Source organism: Polaribacter sp. Hel1_85 (assembly GCF_000766795.1).
Classification (GTDB): Bacteria; Bacteroidota; Bacteroidia; order Flavobacteriales; family Flavobacteriaceae; genus Polaribacter.
This window is the reverse complement of record NZ_JPDS01000002.1, coordinates 835,059-850,314: the sequence shown is the minus strand read 5'-3', so window position 1 is coordinate 850,314 and position 15,256 is coordinate 835,059. Positions and strand designations below refer to the sequence as shown.

The 15,256-nt window shown below is 29.0% G+C and carries 16 protein-coding genes; 3 read left to right on the top strand and 13 right to left on the bottom strand.

Features of this window, described 5'->3' with window-relative positions:
• Window positions 1-14 precede the first annotated feature (14 nt).
• Window positions 15-1,652 carry a lipase gene (locus PHEL85_RS10775; RefSeq protein ID WP_036824922.1) on the top strand — a complete coding sequence of 546 codons (1,638 nt, stop codon included), beginning with the start codon at window positions 15-17 and terminating at the stop codon, window positions 1,650-1,652.
• A 71-nt stretch (window positions 1,653-1,723) separates the two neighbouring features.
• Here PHEL85_RS10775 and PHEL85_RS10770 read toward each other — a convergent pair whose 3' ends face one another.
• The 4 genes from PHEL85_RS10770 to PHEL85_RS10755 all read right to left on the bottom strand — a co-directional run bounded on the left by PHEL85_RS10770 (window position 1,724) and on the right by PHEL85_RS10755 (window position 4,663).
• Window positions 1,724-2,938 (bottom strand): aminotransferase class V-fold PLP-dependent enzyme, encoded by a 1,215-nt coding sequence (locus PHEL85_RS10770; protein ID WP_036824920.1) that lies wholly within the window; start codon window positions 2,936-2,938, stop codon window positions 1,724-1,726.
• A 73-nt stretch (window positions 2,939-3,011) separates the two neighbouring features.
• Window positions 3,012-3,281, bottom strand: coding sequence for a hypothetical protein (locus PHEL85_RS10765; protein ID WP_036824919.1), 270 nt, complete (start codon window positions 3,279-3,281; stop codon window positions 3,012-3,014).
• Window positions 3,282-3,287: 6 nt separating this feature from the next.
• Window positions 3,288-3,872, bottom strand: coding sequence for a hypothetical protein (locus tag PHEL85_RS10760; RefSeq protein WP_036824916.1), 585 nt, complete (start codon window positions 3,870-3,872; stop codon window positions 3,288-3,290).
• On the bottom strand, window positions 3,872-4,663 hold the full coding sequence (locus PHEL85_RS10755; protein ID WP_036824914.1) for a hypothetical protein: 792 nt from the start codon (window positions 4,661-4,663) through the stop codon (window positions 3,872-3,874). Before PHEL85_RS10755 ends, PHEL85_RS10760 begins: the two co-directional genes overlap by 1 nt.
• Window positions 4,664-4,813: 150 nt before the next feature.
• Between PHEL85_RS10755 and PHEL85_RS10750 the strand changes: the two genes are divergently transcribed.
• Window positions 4,814-6,133 carry a serine hydrolase domain-containing protein gene (locus tag PHEL85_RS10750; RefSeq protein ID WP_036824912.1) on the top strand — a complete coding sequence of 440 codons (1,320 nt, stop codon included), beginning with the start codon at window positions 4,814-4,816 and terminating at the stop codon, window positions 6,131-6,133.
• 77 nt (window positions 6,134-6,210) lie between these two features.
• Window positions 6,211-7,560 carry a hypothetical protein gene (locus PHEL85_RS10745; protein ID WP_036824910.1) on the top strand — a complete coding sequence of 450 codons (1,350 nt, stop codon included), beginning with the start codon at window positions 6,211-6,213 and terminating at the stop codon, window positions 7,558-7,560.
• Between the two features lie 4 nt (window positions 7,561-7,564).
• Here the strand turns inward: PHEL85_RS10745 and PHEL85_RS10740 are convergent, their stop codons facing one another.
• From PHEL85_RS10740 to PHEL85_RS10700, 9 genes are all read right to left on the bottom strand, one after another.
• A complete protein-coding gene (locus PHEL85_RS10740) occupies window positions 7,565-7,774 on the bottom strand; it encodes a hypothetical protein (protein ID WP_036824909.1) in 210 nt (69 codons plus the stop codon).
• Between the two features lie 97 nt (window positions 7,775-7,871).
• The gene (sufD, locus tag PHEL85_RS10735) at window positions 7,872-9,185 is read right to left on the bottom strand and encodes a Fe-S cluster assembly protein SufD (RefSeq protein ID WP_036824907.1); all 1,314 of its coding nucleotides are present in this window, start codon (window positions 9,183-9,185) and stop codon (window positions 7,872-7,874) included.
• A 101-nt stretch (window positions 9,186-9,286) separates the two neighbouring features.
• Window positions 9,287-10,036 carry a Fe-S cluster assembly ATPase SufC gene (sufC, locus tag PHEL85_RS10730; RefSeq protein ID WP_036824905.1) on the bottom strand — a complete coding sequence of 250 codons (750 nt, stop codon included), beginning with the start codon at window positions 10,034-10,036 and terminating at the stop codon, window positions 9,287-9,289.
• 12 nt (window positions 10,037-10,048) lie between these two features.
• On the bottom strand, window positions 10,049-10,885 hold the full coding sequence (locus tag PHEL85_RS10725; RefSeq protein WP_036824902.1) for an N-acyl homoserine lactonase family protein: 837 nt from the start codon (window positions 10,883-10,885) through the stop codon (window positions 10,049-10,051).
• A 14-nt stretch (window positions 10,886-10,899) separates the two neighbouring features.
• Entirely contained in the window at window positions 10,900-12,348 is a 1,449-nt protein-coding gene (gene sufB, locus PHEL85_RS10720; RefSeq protein WP_036824900.1) for a Fe-S cluster assembly protein SufB, read from the bottom strand.
• Window positions 12,349-12,399: 51 nt separating this feature from the next.
• A complete protein-coding gene (locus PHEL85_RS10715) occupies window positions 12,400-12,759 on the bottom strand; it encodes a four helix bundle protein (RefSeq protein WP_052108546.1) in 360 nt (119 codons plus the stop codon).
• A 20-nt stretch (window positions 12,760-12,779) separates the two neighbouring features.
• The gene (locus PHEL85_RS10710; protein WP_036824897.1) at window positions 12,780-13,109 is read right to left on the bottom strand and encodes a HesB/IscA family protein; all 330 of its coding nucleotides are present in this window, start codon (window positions 13,107-13,109) and stop codon (window positions 12,780-12,782) included.
• Between the two features lie 127 nt (window positions 13,110-13,236).
• Window positions 13,237-14,808, bottom strand: coding sequence for a S41 family peptidase (locus PHEL85_RS10705; protein ID WP_036824896.1), 1,572 nt, complete (start codon window positions 14,806-14,808; stop codon window positions 13,237-13,239).
• On the bottom strand, window positions 14,798-15,226 hold the full coding sequence (locus PHEL85_RS10700; RefSeq protein ID WP_036824893.1) for a deoxycytidylate deaminase: 429 nt from the start codon (window positions 15,224-15,226) through the stop codon (window positions 14,798-14,800). The genes PHEL85_RS10705 and PHEL85_RS10700 overlap by 11 nt, the downstream gene beginning before the upstream one ends.
• Window positions 15,227-15,256 lie beyond the last annotated feature (30 nt).

Here is a 15,256-nt window from a genome sequence, read left to right as displayed (position 1 = left end):
AATTAAGATATTTTATGAAAAATTATAAATATATAGGATTGTTTCTTTTATCTATTGGTTTTGCATCTTGTGATGTAAACAATGAGTTAGATGCAATTCCAGAAGACATCGCTGCAGAAGTAGTATTAAATACAAATGGTTTAGATTTCTCTAAATATGTTTCTATTGGAGCTTCTTTTACTGCTGGTTTTACAGATGGAGCTTTATTTAACGCAGCCCAAGAAAGTTCTTTTCCAAGTATTTTGGCAAATAAGTTTGGTGTCGCAGAAAGTTTTAAGCAACCGTTAATGTTAGATAACACTGGGGGTATGGTTATTCCAATTCCTGGAGTTGATGACTTGGCTTATCGATTAATTTTTAATGGAAAAACTCCTCAAAGATTAAATGAATTTTTAATAGAATTAGGAGCTCCTGTTCCTCAGGTAACTACAAATGCTGGTGTAAGTTTAGCGGCAGATGGCAGTATCTTTACAAATGTTGGGGTTCCTGGTGCTAAAAGTACCCACATAGGTTATAATGGTTACGCTAGCTTAAACCCATATTTTGGGCGAATGGCAAACTCATCATCAGTTTCAATGTTAGAATATGCATTAGATCAAGAACCAACATTCTTTACTTTATCAGAAATTGGAGGAAATGATGTTTTAGGATATGCAACAACAGGTGGAGACGGAACAAACCCAATTACACCAATACCAACGTTTGATTATGTATTTAATGACATGGTTAATCAACTAACAGCTGTTTCTTCTAAAGGTGTTATTACTAATGTACCTTATATTACAGATTTACCACATTTTACAACAGTACCTTATAACCCTTTAGACCCAAACGATGTAGATACAGGTGCTACTCTTAAGGCTCAAATTCCTTTATTAAATTCTGTATTTGGTGCAGTTAATCAAATATATGTAGGTGCTGGTGAGCCAGAGCGTGCTATTATTTTTTCTGAAACAGAAACGAACCCTGTAGTTATATATGATGAAGATGCTACAGATTTATCTGCAGCAATTACTGCTACTTTAGGAGCAAGTCCAACTTTTATTCCTTTTGTAGAATCTTTAGGTTTACCTGAAGCTGCAGCGCCATTAGTTGCTAATTTGTTAGGACAGCAGTATGGGAAAGCTAGAACTGCAACTTCTGAAGATTTATTTGTTTTACCAAGTAGTGGTGTTATTGGAACCGTAAACATTACTGCAGCAGGAGCTTTAATTACGCAAAGTAATGGTCTTTTACCAGCTGATTTAGCAGGTCAATTTTCAGCAGAAGGAATAACACTTCCATTAGCTGATAAATGGGTATTAACACCTGAAGAACAATTAGAAATCAAAACAGCTACAGATGGATACAATGCAACAATAGAAAGTGTTGCAAAAGCAAAAGGATTAGCACTTGTAAATTTAAATATTATTTTAAGTGAAGCTTCAACAGTTGGAGTTGTATTTGATGGTTATACGTTAACTACTAGTTTAGTTACAGGTGGTTTAATAAGTTTAGATGGTATTCATTTAACAACTAGAGGTTATGCCTTAATGGCTAACAAAATCTTAGCTGCAATAGATACTGAATATGGCTCTAATTTTGGAACAGCTACTGGAGGTCTTGCAAAAGCAGGTGATTATCCGACAAACTATTCTCCTTCATTAAAATAAGAAAAGACAATTAAGTATACAAAAAAGGTTGAGAATTTTATTCTCAACCTTTTTTATTTTATGTGTAACAATTAAGTTAGCATCATTTTTGATCTTTTTACACCAGCTATTAAAACATCTATTTCTTCCTTTGTATTGTAAAAAGAGAAAGATGCTCTTATAGTTCCTGGTATTTTATAGAAGTCCATAATTGGTTGTGCACAATGATGCCCAGTTCTTACAGCAATTCCTAGTTTATCTAAAATAGAACCTATATCGTAAGGATGAATTTTATCAATATTAAAAGAAATTACAGCGGTTTTTTCTTTTGTAGTTCCAAAAATTTTTAACCCTTCAATTTTTAAAAGCTCTTGTGTTCCGTATTCTAAAAGCTCGTTTTCATATTCAGCGATATTATCAAAACCCACTGTGTTTAGATAATCGATTGCTGTTCCAAAAGCGATTCCTCCACAAATGTTTGGAGTTCCTGCTTCAAATTTATGCGGTAAACCTGCATAAGTAGTTTTTGCAAAGGAAACAGTTTCTATCATTTCTCCACCACCTTGATAAGGAGGTAGTTTTTCTAACCATTCTTGTTTTCCGTACAACAATCCAACTCCTGTTGGACCACATAATTTATGCGCAGAAGCTACATAGAAATCAACATTTAATGCTTGTACATCTGGTTTAATATGAGGTGTTGCTTGTGCTCCATCAATTAAAACAGCAGCGTTTACTTTATGAGCAGCATCAATAATTTCTTTAATAGGATTTACAGTTCCTAATGCATTTGAAACATGATTACAAAAAACCAACTTTGTATTATCATTCAATAAATTATGATACACATCCATATCTAAAGACCCATCTTCTAGCATAGGAATTACCTTTAAAATAGCACCTGTTTTTTCGCATAACATTTGCCAAGGCACAATATTAGAGTGATGCTCTAATGCAGAAACGATAATCTCATCACCTTTATTTAAAAGAGATGCAAAACCAGATGCAACCATATTAATACTATGTGTTGTACCAGAAGTTAAAATGATTTCGTAAGCTTCTTTTGCATTAAAATGCTTCTGAATTTTAATACGAGCTTCTTCATATTTATCTGTTGCTTCTTGACTTAGAGTATGTACACCTCTATGAATGTTAGCATTATAATTGCTATAATAATCTACAATTGTATCAATAACAATTTGTGGAGTTTGTGAAGTAGCAGCATTATCAAAATACACCAAAGGTTTTCCATGAACCGTTCTTTTTAGGATAGGAAAATCTTCTCGAATTTTATCAACATTTATCATACGAAGTCAGTTTAAAAAGCAAAGATAAAGTTTGCATTTTTAAACTTGTAAAAAAGCCAATAAGAATTTCTTATTATACTACTTTAGAAACTAATTTCACTAAAAAACCAACTCCGTTTTGAATGTTTGAAATTGCTGAAGCTTTTTCATTATTAGATAAAGAGGCGTTATTTATTTCCGTTAAAACAGCTAAAGCATCGTTGTTGGTAATTTCACTTTCTGTAATAAATGTATCTATTTCCGATGTTTTTAAACTCGTTAAACCTGCTAATTGGTTTTTAAATTCAGCATCTGTTTGAGAAACTGCTTTTTCTGCTAAGGCACTCCAATCAATATCACTCATAACTGTTTATTTTATTATTTTTTCTATGTTTAATAACTTGCCCATTCCTAAACCAGTTTTATTTAATAAACTATCTAACTTATTTTCTACTTGTTTGAAATTTAGTTTATTACCTGTTAAATTATTAATTTCTGACAAGGCACTTTGTTCTGCATTTTTTTCTTTTACTGCAGAATTAATTAAGTTTTGTAGCGAAGAAGTTGCTTTAGAATAGGAAATGAAATTTGTATTTAAACCAGAAACTATTTTCTGTTGTTGGTTCAATAATAAATCTTGTAATGAATCTCTTTTTCTATTGATTACAGGAATAATTGCTTCAATAATATTGGGTAATTCTTTTTTGTAATCTAGATCTTGAGGCAATAAATTTTGATATTTTTTAATAATTGCAGGCGTGTACTTATTTGTAATAAATGTATTTAAACGCGCCCTTTTTTCATTAAATAATTGATTTATTAAAGAAATATTTAATTGATGCATAGCATCACCTTCATCAATTACATTTTTTGTTAATTTAGATGTTGAGTTTGGAATACTAGCACATGATAAAAAGAGTGCAGTTACCATTAGTAAAAGTGTGTTTTTATACATTAGTTTATGGCGTTTGGTGATATAAAAAAGCTCTTTATTCTGTTGATAATTCCTTGTAAAATGCTAAAAATAGCATCCGAAGAAAACCCACCAACTAAAGCAAGAATACTTTTATTAAATAAATTAATTTGTTTTGGATCTGTTGTATAAAATGATATGATTTCAGACATAATTAAACCAGAAATAATACCTAAAATTATTTGTGATAAATAACCAATTGCATTCTCTGGAATTAACGAGCCTTTTTTTAAGGAAATACTAACTTCTTTTAATAAAAAAAACAATACTCCTAAACCAGCAACTGAGCTTAAATATGTAATATTAAGTAACAAAGGAATTCCGCTATTGTTCATCATTCCTTTATCTAAAGAATCGTTATTTACTTCAGAAGACATTCCTGTTGCTATATATGCCACTAAAAAAGCTAATGCCAATAAAACTAAATTTCTTAATAATGGAAGTTTTCTAAAAATAGATTTTCCATCTCCATCCTTATTTAATTTTTGGGTATATCCAATAGATTTTGGTGTTGCAGGTGCAACATTTTTACATAAAAGATTATGGGCATTTATTAAATCATCAACATTACTATTCTGAATTAAAGAATTTACTTCTGTGTTTACTGTAATTCCGTTAAAAATTGCAAAAGACAACATATTATTTATTTCTCTGCTTAATTCAGAAATGACATCTTCAGAAATTCCAGGACTCACTTTTGCGGTTGTAGTTTTTGTAGAAGATAGTTTAGGATTCGGTTTTGTTGTATCTGTTTTTGTAGTTGGTGTAGTCATTTTGTTTGGCTTGATGGTTTGGGTTAAAGCTAATAAAATCAATTAGTTATAATTTACATAGAAACACCTCATTTTAAATTCAAGTATTTTTACTTATTAAAATAAGATGAGATTAAAAATCTTATTTTTACATACTTAAATTTCTATTTGATGAAAACTTTTAAACGATTTCTTCTTTTACTTTTGATTTTACTTATTTCTGCTGTAATTTATAACTATCCAAAACTGAATATTTTAGCAGGCTATTCTGCTAAAAGCACTGCTTCTTCAGTTTTTGTTGCTGATAGAACTTTAGCCTTTACAGATACAACTGATAATAATTTTTCTCCTGTTAATTTAGCTTCAGATGAGGTAGATTTAGAAGAGAAAACAGCAATTTCATCCGTATTTAATTTGCTAACTAGAAAAGCGATTATTAGAAAAGGTTTAGGAAGTGTTTTAACATTAACAGAAGAAGATGAAACTGCCTCTTATTTAAGCCCTAAAAGATTAAAAGCGGATAATAGTACTCCTTTTCCTTATGGAAATTCACCTCAAAAGGATACTGTTTTTAGTAATGTAAATTATCAAAAACTAAATGTTTCTATTGATTCACTTTTTAAAAAAAGAAATAAAACAAGAGCTGTTGTTGTTATTTATAAAGATCAAATTATTTCAGAAAAATATGCTGAAGGATTTAACAAAGATTCTAGAATTTTAGGTTGGTCCATGACAAAAAGTATTTTAAGTACCGTTTTTGGAGTGATGCAACATCAGGGAAAATTGAATGTGAATGATAAAGCTCCTATTAAATCTTGGCAAAATGATAATCGTAAAAATATAACCATCAATAATTTATTGCAAATGAATTCTGGTTTAGAATGGGATGAAAATTATGACGAAATTTCTGATGCTACTAAAATGTTGTTTTTAGAAAGAGATATGACCAAAATGCAAGAAAACAAACCTTTGGTTGGTAAGCCAAATGAAACTTTTAATTACTCTTCTGGAACCACAAATTTATTATCAGGAATTTTAAGAAGTCAGTTTAAAACACATCAAGAATATTTAGATTTTTGGTATACAAATTTCATTGATAAAATAGGAATGAACTCTATGATCTTAGAAGCCGATTTAAGTGGGAATTACGTAGGTTCTTCTTATTCTTGGGCAACTACAAGAGATTGGGCAAAATTTGGTCTTTTGTATCTTAAAAACGGAAATTGGAATGGAAAACAACTGTTTACCAAAAGTTGGGTAGATTATATAACAACACCAACAAATACTTCCAAAGGAATTTATGGAGCACAATTTTGGTTAAATGCAAGTGGAGGTTTTAAAGAGGTACCAAAAAACATGTACTATGCAGATGGTTATCAAGGTCAAAGAGTTTATGTTTTACCAGATCAAGACATGGTAATTGTACGTTTTGGATTGACTAATTTTGATGAAAATGAGTTTTTAAAAGGAGTAATTTCTTCAATTGAATAAAAAAAGAATTGTAATAGAATGTAACAATAAGGTTTTTAAGTTCTCTAATATATTAAATAGTGCAATTTTTATAAAGAATGAAACTAAAAAACTCGAGCAATAATAAAAAACATCTTCTTTTAGATATTTCTAAAAGGAGAATTTATGTTGGTTTATTTTTATGTGTTCTATTTTCAATAATCTTTTATGCTTTTCTAATTACTACTGGAAAAACCTATATTCTTTTTAATGCATTTTCTAATGATTATGAATTAATTAGTCTTCCAGAAAAAGTAGCAGAATACTATAGTTTTTTACTTGCTTTTATAGCAGTATATTTTTCTTTTTCATTAATCTTCAACTTTATGTTAGAAAGACCTAAGCAATTTCTATCTAAATATAATTACAAAAGAAATACCATTTTAAATCAACAAAGAGTGACGAATTGGTTTTTAATAAATTGGTTTTTTAGAATAGCGACTCTTTTTGGAATACTAGCAATAGACCATAAAACTTCCTCTTTTTTTATTGACAATTTTTATTTAATTATTTTGTTGATAATTGCATTTGTAGGTCAAATGTGGATTTCTATTAGGTGTTTTTTTGATAAAAATAAACTACAATGGTTCTTTGTATCAATATTTACTTTCTTAACACTTGCTTTCTTAATTTCAAAAATTGAAGTAATAGATAACAACGCTATTGATAAATCAATTTTAGCAAGAAATACTATTTATAGGCTTAATATAAAAAGAGTAAATTCTGATATACACCAAGGCTTACCAGAACATAGATCTTTGTATTTTAATATTTATTTAAAGGAAAAAGAGAGCAGTTTAATTATAGAAACTGATTTTAATAACTCATTACTTAAAGGTAATTCGCTTAAAGGAAAAATAAAAAACTTTAAAAAAAGAATTTCGGAATTTGAATACCCTTATATTAATTATATTCTTCATGTTGATGCAAATGTGAATGTAAAGCATCTTTTTGAAGTTAAAAAGAGCCTTAAAGAAGAAGGTGCAAATAATATGTATTACTCACTTTTAGATGAAAAACTACCTTTCTATTATAAATCAACTAAAGCTTTTGGGTTTAAATTATTACAAAATAATATAAAAGAGAATGACCCAAGTTTTAATAGAATAGAAATATTAAACAATGAAAAAATTCTTTTTCAAAATGATACACTTTCAAAAGCAGATTTAGAAAAGTTTATAAGAAATAGAATAAATAAAGTAGGAGTTTCTCCATTTGTTTTGTCAGTTAAAAACAACACTAATTTCAAGGAGTATTTTAATGTTTTATCTATTACAAAAAGTGTAATAAACGAGTTTAGAAATGAGTATTCTAAAAAAGCATATGCAGAAGATTTCTTATCCCTTCCAAAAAATCTTAGAAATCCAATAAAAGAGAAATTTTATTGGGTAGTAATTGATGAGAATTAGTTGATTATTTTTTCCCTTTTCCTTTTATCAAACTTAAAGCTACAGAAATAAAACCTAAGGTTGTAACTATGTAAGAACTAGTGTTGTTTTCTGTTTCTAATAAATCAACATCATTATTTAAAACTTGAGTTTCTGGAATAGCCATTGTATAAATTCCTAAACCAATTAAAATAATTCCGACAATTAAAAAGGATATTTTTAAGCTTCTATTCATAACAGAATGTTTTCTCTAAGTTACTCATTTTTAGTTAAAATAAAAAACCACTCAGAATATGAGTGGTTTATATTTTTCACAAAAAGTATTTGAGATATTATAAATCGAAACCGATTTTTACTTTTAATTTATCAGCAATCAACTCTGTAATACGTTGTTTTACTTCTGGTATTTTTACGCTTTCTAAAACCGTATTTGCAAAAGCAAACATTAATAAAGCTTTTCCTTCTTTTTTAGGAATTCCACGTTGTTGCATGTAAAATAATGCATCATCATCTAATTGACCAATGGTACAACCGTGAGAACATTTTACATCATCAGCAAAAATTTCTAGTTGAGGTTTTGCATTAATTGTTGCCTTATCACTAACTAAAACATTGTTGTTTTGTTGGTATGCATTTGTTTTCTGAGCTTCCTTTTCAACAATTACTTTACCGTTAAAAACAGCTGTAGAACGCTCATCATAAATACCTTTATAATCTTGATGACTTTCACAATTTGGTGTAATATGATGCACCAAAGTATGATGATCTACATGTTGTTTTCCTTCAATAATTGTAATTCCTTTTAAGATAGAATCTATATATTCTCCTTTTTGATAGAAGTTTAAATTATTTCTGGTGATATTTCCACCGAAAGAAAAAGTATGCACAGAAACAACACTATTAGATTGTTGTTCTATATATGTATTATCTACTAATGATGCATTGTTATCATCATTCTGAATTTTGTAATAATCTACAAAAGCTCTTTTTTCAGCAAAAATTTCTGTTACAGCATTTGTTAATACAGGATTGCTTGTTAAACTTTGGTGACGCTCTATAATTTGTACGTGAGAATTTTCTTCAACAACCACTAAACTTCTTGGTTGCAGCATTGTTGCAGCTTCTGAACCAGTTGTAAAGTTGATGATTTGAATTGGTTTCTCTACTTCAATATTTTTAGGAATATGAATAAAAGCCCCTTCTGTTGCAAAAGCTGTATTTAATGAAGTTAAATTGTCTTGTTTTGCAACTTTATTAAAGTAATTATCAATAATTGGTTTGTATTTTCCTTTATTAAAAGCTGCAGACATTAAACATACATCTATATGTTCATGTGTAGTTTCTGATAAAAAAGGACTATATTTTCCATCAATAAAAACAACTTTATACGTATCTATATCATGTATAAAATACTTTTTTACATCTGCTAATTCTACAGCCACACCTTTATTTGGAAAAATGCTATAATCTTCTTTTAAAATTGAATTTAAAGAAGTGTATTTCCAAGCTTCTAACTTTTTTGTAGGAAACCCTAATTCCTCAAAGTTTTGAAATGCTTTTGAACGAATTTCATGTATGTCAGAATTTGTGTCTACACGATTTTCAAAAGCTACGTATGATGATAATAATTTATCTTTTAATTCCATTGTTTTTTAGTTTGAAAGTTGAAAGTTAAAAAGCTATAAAAGTTAATTACTCAACCTTTTAAACCTTAAGAACTTTATAAACTTTAGGAACTTTTTTACTTTTAAACCAATTCCTTTTTAATCCAATCATATCCTTTTGCTTCTAATTCTAAAGCTAAAGAAGCATCTCCAGATTTTACAATTTTACCATCGTGTAAAACGTGTACAAAATCAGGTACGATATAATCTAATAAACGTTGGTAATGCGTAATTACAATTACTGCATTGTCTTTAGATTTTAGTTTGTTAACTCCATTTGCAACAATACGTAAAGCATCAATATCTAAACCAGAATCAGTTTCATCTAAGATGGCTAATTTTGGCTCTAACATTGCCATTTGAAAGATTTCGTTACGCTTCTTTTCTCCTCCAGAAAAACCTTCGTTTAAAGAACGAGATAAAAATTTACGGTCTATTTCTAATAATTCAGATTTTTCACGAATCATTTTTAACATGTCTTTTGCAGGCATGTCTTCTAAACCTTTTGCTTTACGAGTTTCGTTAATAGCAGTTTTAATGAAATTTGTTACTGAAACTCCAGGAATTTCTACAGGATATTGAAAAGATAAAAACACACCATTATGTGCTCTTTCTTCTGGTGCTAATTCACTAATATCTTCACCATTTAACTCAATAGTTCCGTTAGTAACTTCATATTCTTCTTTACCTGCAATAATATTTGCCAAAGTACTTTTACCAGCACCATTTGGTCCCATAATTGCGTGTACTTCACCTGCTTTTACTTCTAAATTCAATCCTTTTAAAATTGATTTATCATCAATACTCGCTTGTAAGTTTTCAATTTTTAACATCGCTATCTGCGTTTATTTTTTTAATAATTCTTCTAATTTTTTAAAATCTTTTGGAGAGTGTTGAATAATAATTTCTGCATTTTTTTCTTTTGCAAAAGCTTCAAACAACTCCATACTTTCTAAAGTTTGTTTTACATCATAATTAAATGACGGTACTCCTTTATTTGTTCTATTTTCTTCAAAGTGATATAAATCTCCTGTTAATAAAACTGGTTTTTCTATACCAGCAACTTCAACATATAAAACTTGATGCCCAATTGTATGCCCTGGCATATATTTAATAAGGACAGTTCCATCACCAAAAACATCATAATCACCAGTTATCTTTTGTACATTTTTTAATGCTGCTAATGCAGGATTTTTTTGCTTTAAAGTATCTCCAACATTTGCATTGAATTCATTTTCTTGAACAATCCAAGTTGCGTCTTTCATTAAATTAGCATGACCTGTATGATCAAAATGAGAATGAGACATTGCAAAATATTTAAAATCTTCAATTTTAAAACCAATAGATTTTAATTGATTTGCTAAAGAATCTGGTCTTTGAATTCTAAATACACCACTTGGCTCATCAAAAGGTTCTGGTATTACCAATTGTTCTGGCAAACCTGCATCCCACATTAAATTTCCTTTTGGATGAGAAATTACATAATAAGCATCTGTAAATTGTTTTGTTTGACCTGTATATAATGTATCTTGAGAAAAAACTTCTAATTTTTTTACAAAAATAGAACCACCAACTAATTGATGTAATTTTACTTCTGGTTTAGAAACTACTTCAGCTTTTTTTTCTGCTTTTTTACAACCAATTATACTAATAGTAAGAAGTAAGAAGAATATTTTTTTCATTTTAACTTTATTTTTTAACCGACAGAACCTTCTAAACTAATTTCCAATAATTTTTGTGCTTCTACAGCAAATTCCATTGGTAATTTATTTAAAACTTCTTTACTAAATCCGTTTACAATTAAAGCGATTGCTTTTTCAGTGTCGATTCCACGTTGGTTACAGTAAAATAATTGGTCTTCACCAATTTTACTTGTAGTTGCTTCGTGTTCTATTTGTGCTGATTTATTTTTTGCTTCAATGTATGGAAACGTATGAGCGCCACATTCATTTCCCATCAATAAAGAATCGCATTGAGAGAAATTACGAGCGTTTTCTGCTCTAGCATTTATCTGAACTAATCCTCTGTAAGAATTTTGAGATTTTCCTGCGGAAATTCCTTTAGAAATAATGGTTGACTTGGTATTTTTACCTAAATGAATCATTTTTGTACCAGTATCTGCTTGCTGAAAATTGTTAGTTACTGCAATCGAGTAAAATTCACCAACAGAATTATTTCCTTTTAAAATACAAGAAGGATATTTCCAAGTTACAGCAGAACCTGTTTCTACTTGAGTCCAAGAAATTTTTGCATTGTTTTCACACAATCCTCTTTTAGTTACAAAATTGTAAACTCCACCTTTTCCTTCTTTATTACCAGGATACCAGTTTTGTACGGTAGAATATTTAATTTCTGCATCATCCATTGCAATTAGTTCTACAACTGCTGCATGTAATTGATTTTCATCTCTACTAGGTGCAGTACAGCCTTCTAAATAAGAAACATAACTTCCTTTATCTGCAACCACTAAAGTTCTTTCAAATTGCCCTGTTCCTCCTTCGTTAATTCTAAAATAAGTAGATAATTCCATAGGACATTTTACGCCTTTTGGAATGTAACAGAAAGATCCGTCAGAAAAAACTGCCGAATTTAAAGCTGCATAAAAGTTATCTGTTGTTGGCACAACGGTTCCTAAATATTTTCTAACTAATTCTGGATGTTCTTGAATTGCTTCAGAAATTGGCATAAAAATAATACCTTTTTCACCTAATGTTTTCTTAAAAGTAGTGGCTACAGAAACAGAATCCATAACAATATCTACAGCTACATTAGCTAATTTTTTTTGTTCGTCTAAAGAAATTCCTAAACGCTTAAAAGTATCTAGTAATTCTGGATCTACTTCATCTAAACTATTTAATTTAGGTTTCTTTTTTGGAGCAGAATAGTATGCAATGTCCTGAAATTTTGGTTTTTCATAATGCACATTTGCCCATTCTGGTTCTTCCATTTTTTTCCAAACTCTAAAAGCTTCTAATCGCCATTCAGTCATCCATTCTGGCTCATTTTTCTTTTTAGAAATTGCTCTAACAACATCTTCATTTAATCCTACAGGAAATGTATCACTTTCTATATCTGTATAAAACCCATATTTATATTCTTGGGTTTTTAATTCTTGTTCTAAGTCGTCTTCTGTATACTTGCTCATAATTATTAAAAGATTTAAAGATTAAATAATTCAAAAATAAAATTGAAAAATTTAATAAATCTCACTTCTTTTTAAATAGTTAATGAATTTTGATAATTGTTTAGAAATATTTTCACTTTCAATTATTAATTCTTGTACATTTTTACTTTCTAAATATTCTAATCTCTCACAAATTCTTAATAAACTTCTAACTTCTCCTGAAGAACCTTTACTTATATATAAGAATTTTACAAATTGTTTATTTGATTGTAATTCAAAACCTTCTGCAATATTCAAAGGTATTGATAAAACTGCTCTTTGAATTTGATTTTTAATATTAGAATCAAATATTTTAGAACTTGTAATTTTATATATTTTAATTGAAAATTCAAAAGCTTTTTGATATACTTCTAAATCTTCAAATCTCTTCATTTCAATCTTTTAATAGTTTTCTATAGCGAAAATGATTCCCCACAACCACAAGTTCTATTTGCGTTAGGGTTATTAAATACAAATCCTTTTCCGTTTAAACCACCAGAGTATTCTAAGATAGTTCCTACTAAGTATAAAAAGCTCTTTTTATCGACAATGATTTTAATACCATTTTCTTCAAAAACTTTATCGTTTTCTCCTTTTTTATTATCAAAGGTTAAATCATATGACAAGCCTGAACAACCACCACTTTTTACACCAACTCTAACATAGTCTGTTGTTGCGTCAAAGCCATCGTCAGTCATTAACTCTATGACTTTTTTCTTTGCTGTGTCTGAAACTTTTATCATAATTTTAAATAGATTAAATCTAAATTGTGTGCAAATATACGATATAAGTCGAATTAAAAAAGGAAACTTTCATTACGAAACCTAATAAAACAATTGGTTTTATTGATTATTCAAAAAAGTACAACATTTAGTTAGAACTTTCTAGCTCTAAAACTTTTTGCAACATTTTATCATCTTGATGCATAATTCTGTAAAAACCAACATCACCAAAAAGGGTGTTTGCAATGGATGCTTTTAAGTATTTTTTTAAACCTTGTTTGGTTTTAAAAGAAGGTTTCGACCTGTCTTTAATGTCAGATAAATAGCTGTTAAAAACAGTTTCATCCTTATCAAAATCAGCAATAAAACTATTTATTGTCCATTTTTCTAAAGATTTTCTATTGTTATCTACATAATCAAAAGCAAAATTATTTACAGAGTTAAAATAGAAATTAGACATATAAGAAGTAGTGTCTATTGCTACAAAAACATCAGGAATAATACCTCCACCACCATAAACAACTTTTCCTTTAGGAGTTGTAAATTTTAAAGAATCTATTACTTTTATACTGTCTTTACTTAATAATTCTCCACTAGTAATTCTTTTTTGATAATCTTTATAATAATTATCATTTCCGTTTTTAGAATATGGTTTTTGAATAGATCTACCTGTTGGTGTGTAATAACGAGCAGTTGTTAAACGAACAGCAGAACCATCTCCTAAATCCATTTCTATTTGTACCAAACCTTTACCAAAAGATCTACGACCAATTATAGTTCCTTTATCATTGTCTTGTAAAGCACCTGCAACTATTTCTGATGCAGAAGCTGAGTTTTCATCAATTAAAACATACAAACCACCTTTTTCAAAATCGCCTTTTGAGGTTGCAAAAGATTTTTCAATTTTATTTTTGTTGTTTTTTGTAAAAACGATGAGTTTATTATCTTCTAAAAACTCATCAATAATATCATTTGCAATGTCTATAAAACCACCACCGTTTCCACGTAAATCTAACACCAAATCTGTCATTCCATCATCAATTAATGTGTTTAACGAAGATTTGAATTCTTTATAGGTATTTCTTGCAAAACGATCTAGTTTTATATAACCAACAGTGTCATTAACCATATAAGCTAAATCTACACTTTTAATGTTAACTTTTCCACGAGTAATATCAACAGAAAAAAGAGAATCGTTACTTTTTCTATAAACTTTAAGTGCAACATTAGTATTTGGTTTCCCTTTTAAATAGCTAGGAACTTTATCACTAAACATATCTTTACCAAACAAAGTATCATTATTAGCCATTAAAATTCTGTCTCCAGCTTTTATTCCAGCTTTTATACTTGGTCCACCTTTTATGGGCTGAATAACAGTTATTGAATCTTTTATCATTCTAAACTGAACGCCAATCCCTACAAAATTACCTTGCATGTTTTCTTGAACAGCTTGTAAGTTTTCTTTAGGAATATAAACAGAATGTGGGTCTAATTTGTCTAGCATCTGAGTAATAGCACCATCTAATAAACTTTCTGTATTAACAGTATCTACATAATCTTTTTCAATAAAATTAATAAGTCTTTTTATCTTCTTTTCTTGGGATGAGTTTTTAGTTAAAGACAACATATTACTAGTGCTTCCATTTAAAGAAATACCAATAATAATTCCAAAAACGACAGCTATCGAAAAGTAAATAGGTAAGTTATTTCTATTTTTCATAAGGTAAATGCATAATTTCTACACCGGCTTTTTCTAAAAAATCGATTCCAGATGTATCTCTATAAGAGTTTGCAAAAACAACACGTTTTATTCCTGCTTGGTGAATTAATTTACTACACTGTGTGCAAGGAGATAATGTAATATATAAAGTTGCTCCGTTTGCAGATTGTGTAGAGGAAGCAACTTTTAAGATTGCATTGGCTTCTGCATGTAAAACTTCCCATTTTGTAAGTCCTTCATCATCTTCACAACAATTATCAAAACCAGTTGGTGTTCCGTTAAAACCATCAGAAATAATCATTCTGCCTTTCACAATTAAAGCACCTACTTGTTTACGTTTACAATGTGATAGTTTTCCCCACTCAAAAGCCATTTTTAAATAGGCTCTATCGTATTTTAATTGTTTCTTTTCTGTCATCAGAACGAAAGTAAAAAGATTTGTAGAAAT

Excerpts from the sequence above, each read along its gene's own strand:
- PHEL85_RS10775 (WP_036824922.1), top strand. The coding sequence starts at position 15 with ATGAAAAATTATAAATATATAGGATTGTTTCTTTTATCTATTGGTTTT.
- PHEL85_RS10770 (WP_036824920.1), bottom strand. The coding sequence starts at position 2,938 with ATGATAAATGTTGATAAAATTCGAGAAGATTTTCCTATCCTAAAAAGA.
- PHEL85_RS10765 (WP_036824919.1), bottom strand. The coding sequence starts at position 3,281 with ATGAGTGATATTGATTGGAGTGCCTTAGCAGAAAAAGCAGTTTCTCAA.
- PHEL85_RS10760 (WP_036824916.1), bottom strand. The coding sequence starts at position 3,872 with ATGTATAAAAACACACTTTTACTAATGGTAACTGCACTCTTTTTATCA.
- PHEL85_RS10755 (WP_036824914.1), bottom strand. The coding sequence starts at position 4,663 with ATGACTACACCAACTACAAAAACAGATACAACAAAACCGAATCCTAAA.
- PHEL85_RS10750 (WP_036824912.1), top strand. The coding sequence starts at position 4,814 with ATGAAAACTTTTAAACGATTTCTTCTTTTACTTTTGATTTTACTTATT.
- PHEL85_RS10745 (WP_036824910.1), top strand. The coding sequence starts at position 6,211 with ATGAAACTAAAAAACTCGAGCAATAATAAAAAACATCTTCTTTTAGAT.
- PHEL85_RS10740 (WP_036824909.1), bottom strand. The coding sequence starts at position 7,774 with ATGAATAGAAGCTTAAAAATATCCTTTTTAATTGTCGGAATTATTTTA.
- sufD (WP_036824907.1), bottom strand. The coding sequence starts at position 9,185 with ATGGAATTAAAAGATAAATTATTATCATCATACGTAGCTTTTGAAAAT.
- sufC (WP_036824905.1), bottom strand. The coding sequence starts at position 10,036 with ATGTTAAAAATTGAAAACTTACAAGCGAGTATTGATGATAAATCAATT.
- PHEL85_RS10725 (WP_036824902.1), bottom strand. The coding sequence starts at position 10,885 with ATGAAAAAAATATTCTTCTTACTTCTTACTATTAGTATAATTGGTTGT.
- sufB (WP_036824900.1), bottom strand. The coding sequence starts at position 12,348 with ATGAGCAAGTATACAGAAGACGACTTAGAACAAGAATTAAAAACCCAA.
- PHEL85_RS10715 (WP_052108546.1), bottom strand. The coding sequence starts at position 12,759 with ATGAAGAGATTTGAAGATTTAGAAGTATATCAAAAAGCTTTTGAATTT.
- PHEL85_RS10710 (WP_036824897.1), bottom strand. The coding sequence starts at position 13,109 with ATGATAAAAGTTTCAGACACAGCAAAGAAAAAAGTCATAGAGTTAATG.
- PHEL85_RS10705 (WP_036824896.1), bottom strand. The coding sequence starts at position 14,808 with ATGAAAAATAGAAATAACTTACCTATTTACTTTTCGATAGCTGTCGTT.
- PHEL85_RS10700 (WP_036824893.1), bottom strand. The coding sequence starts at position 15,226 with ATGACAGAAAAGAAACAATTAAAATACGATAGAGCCTATTTAAAAATG.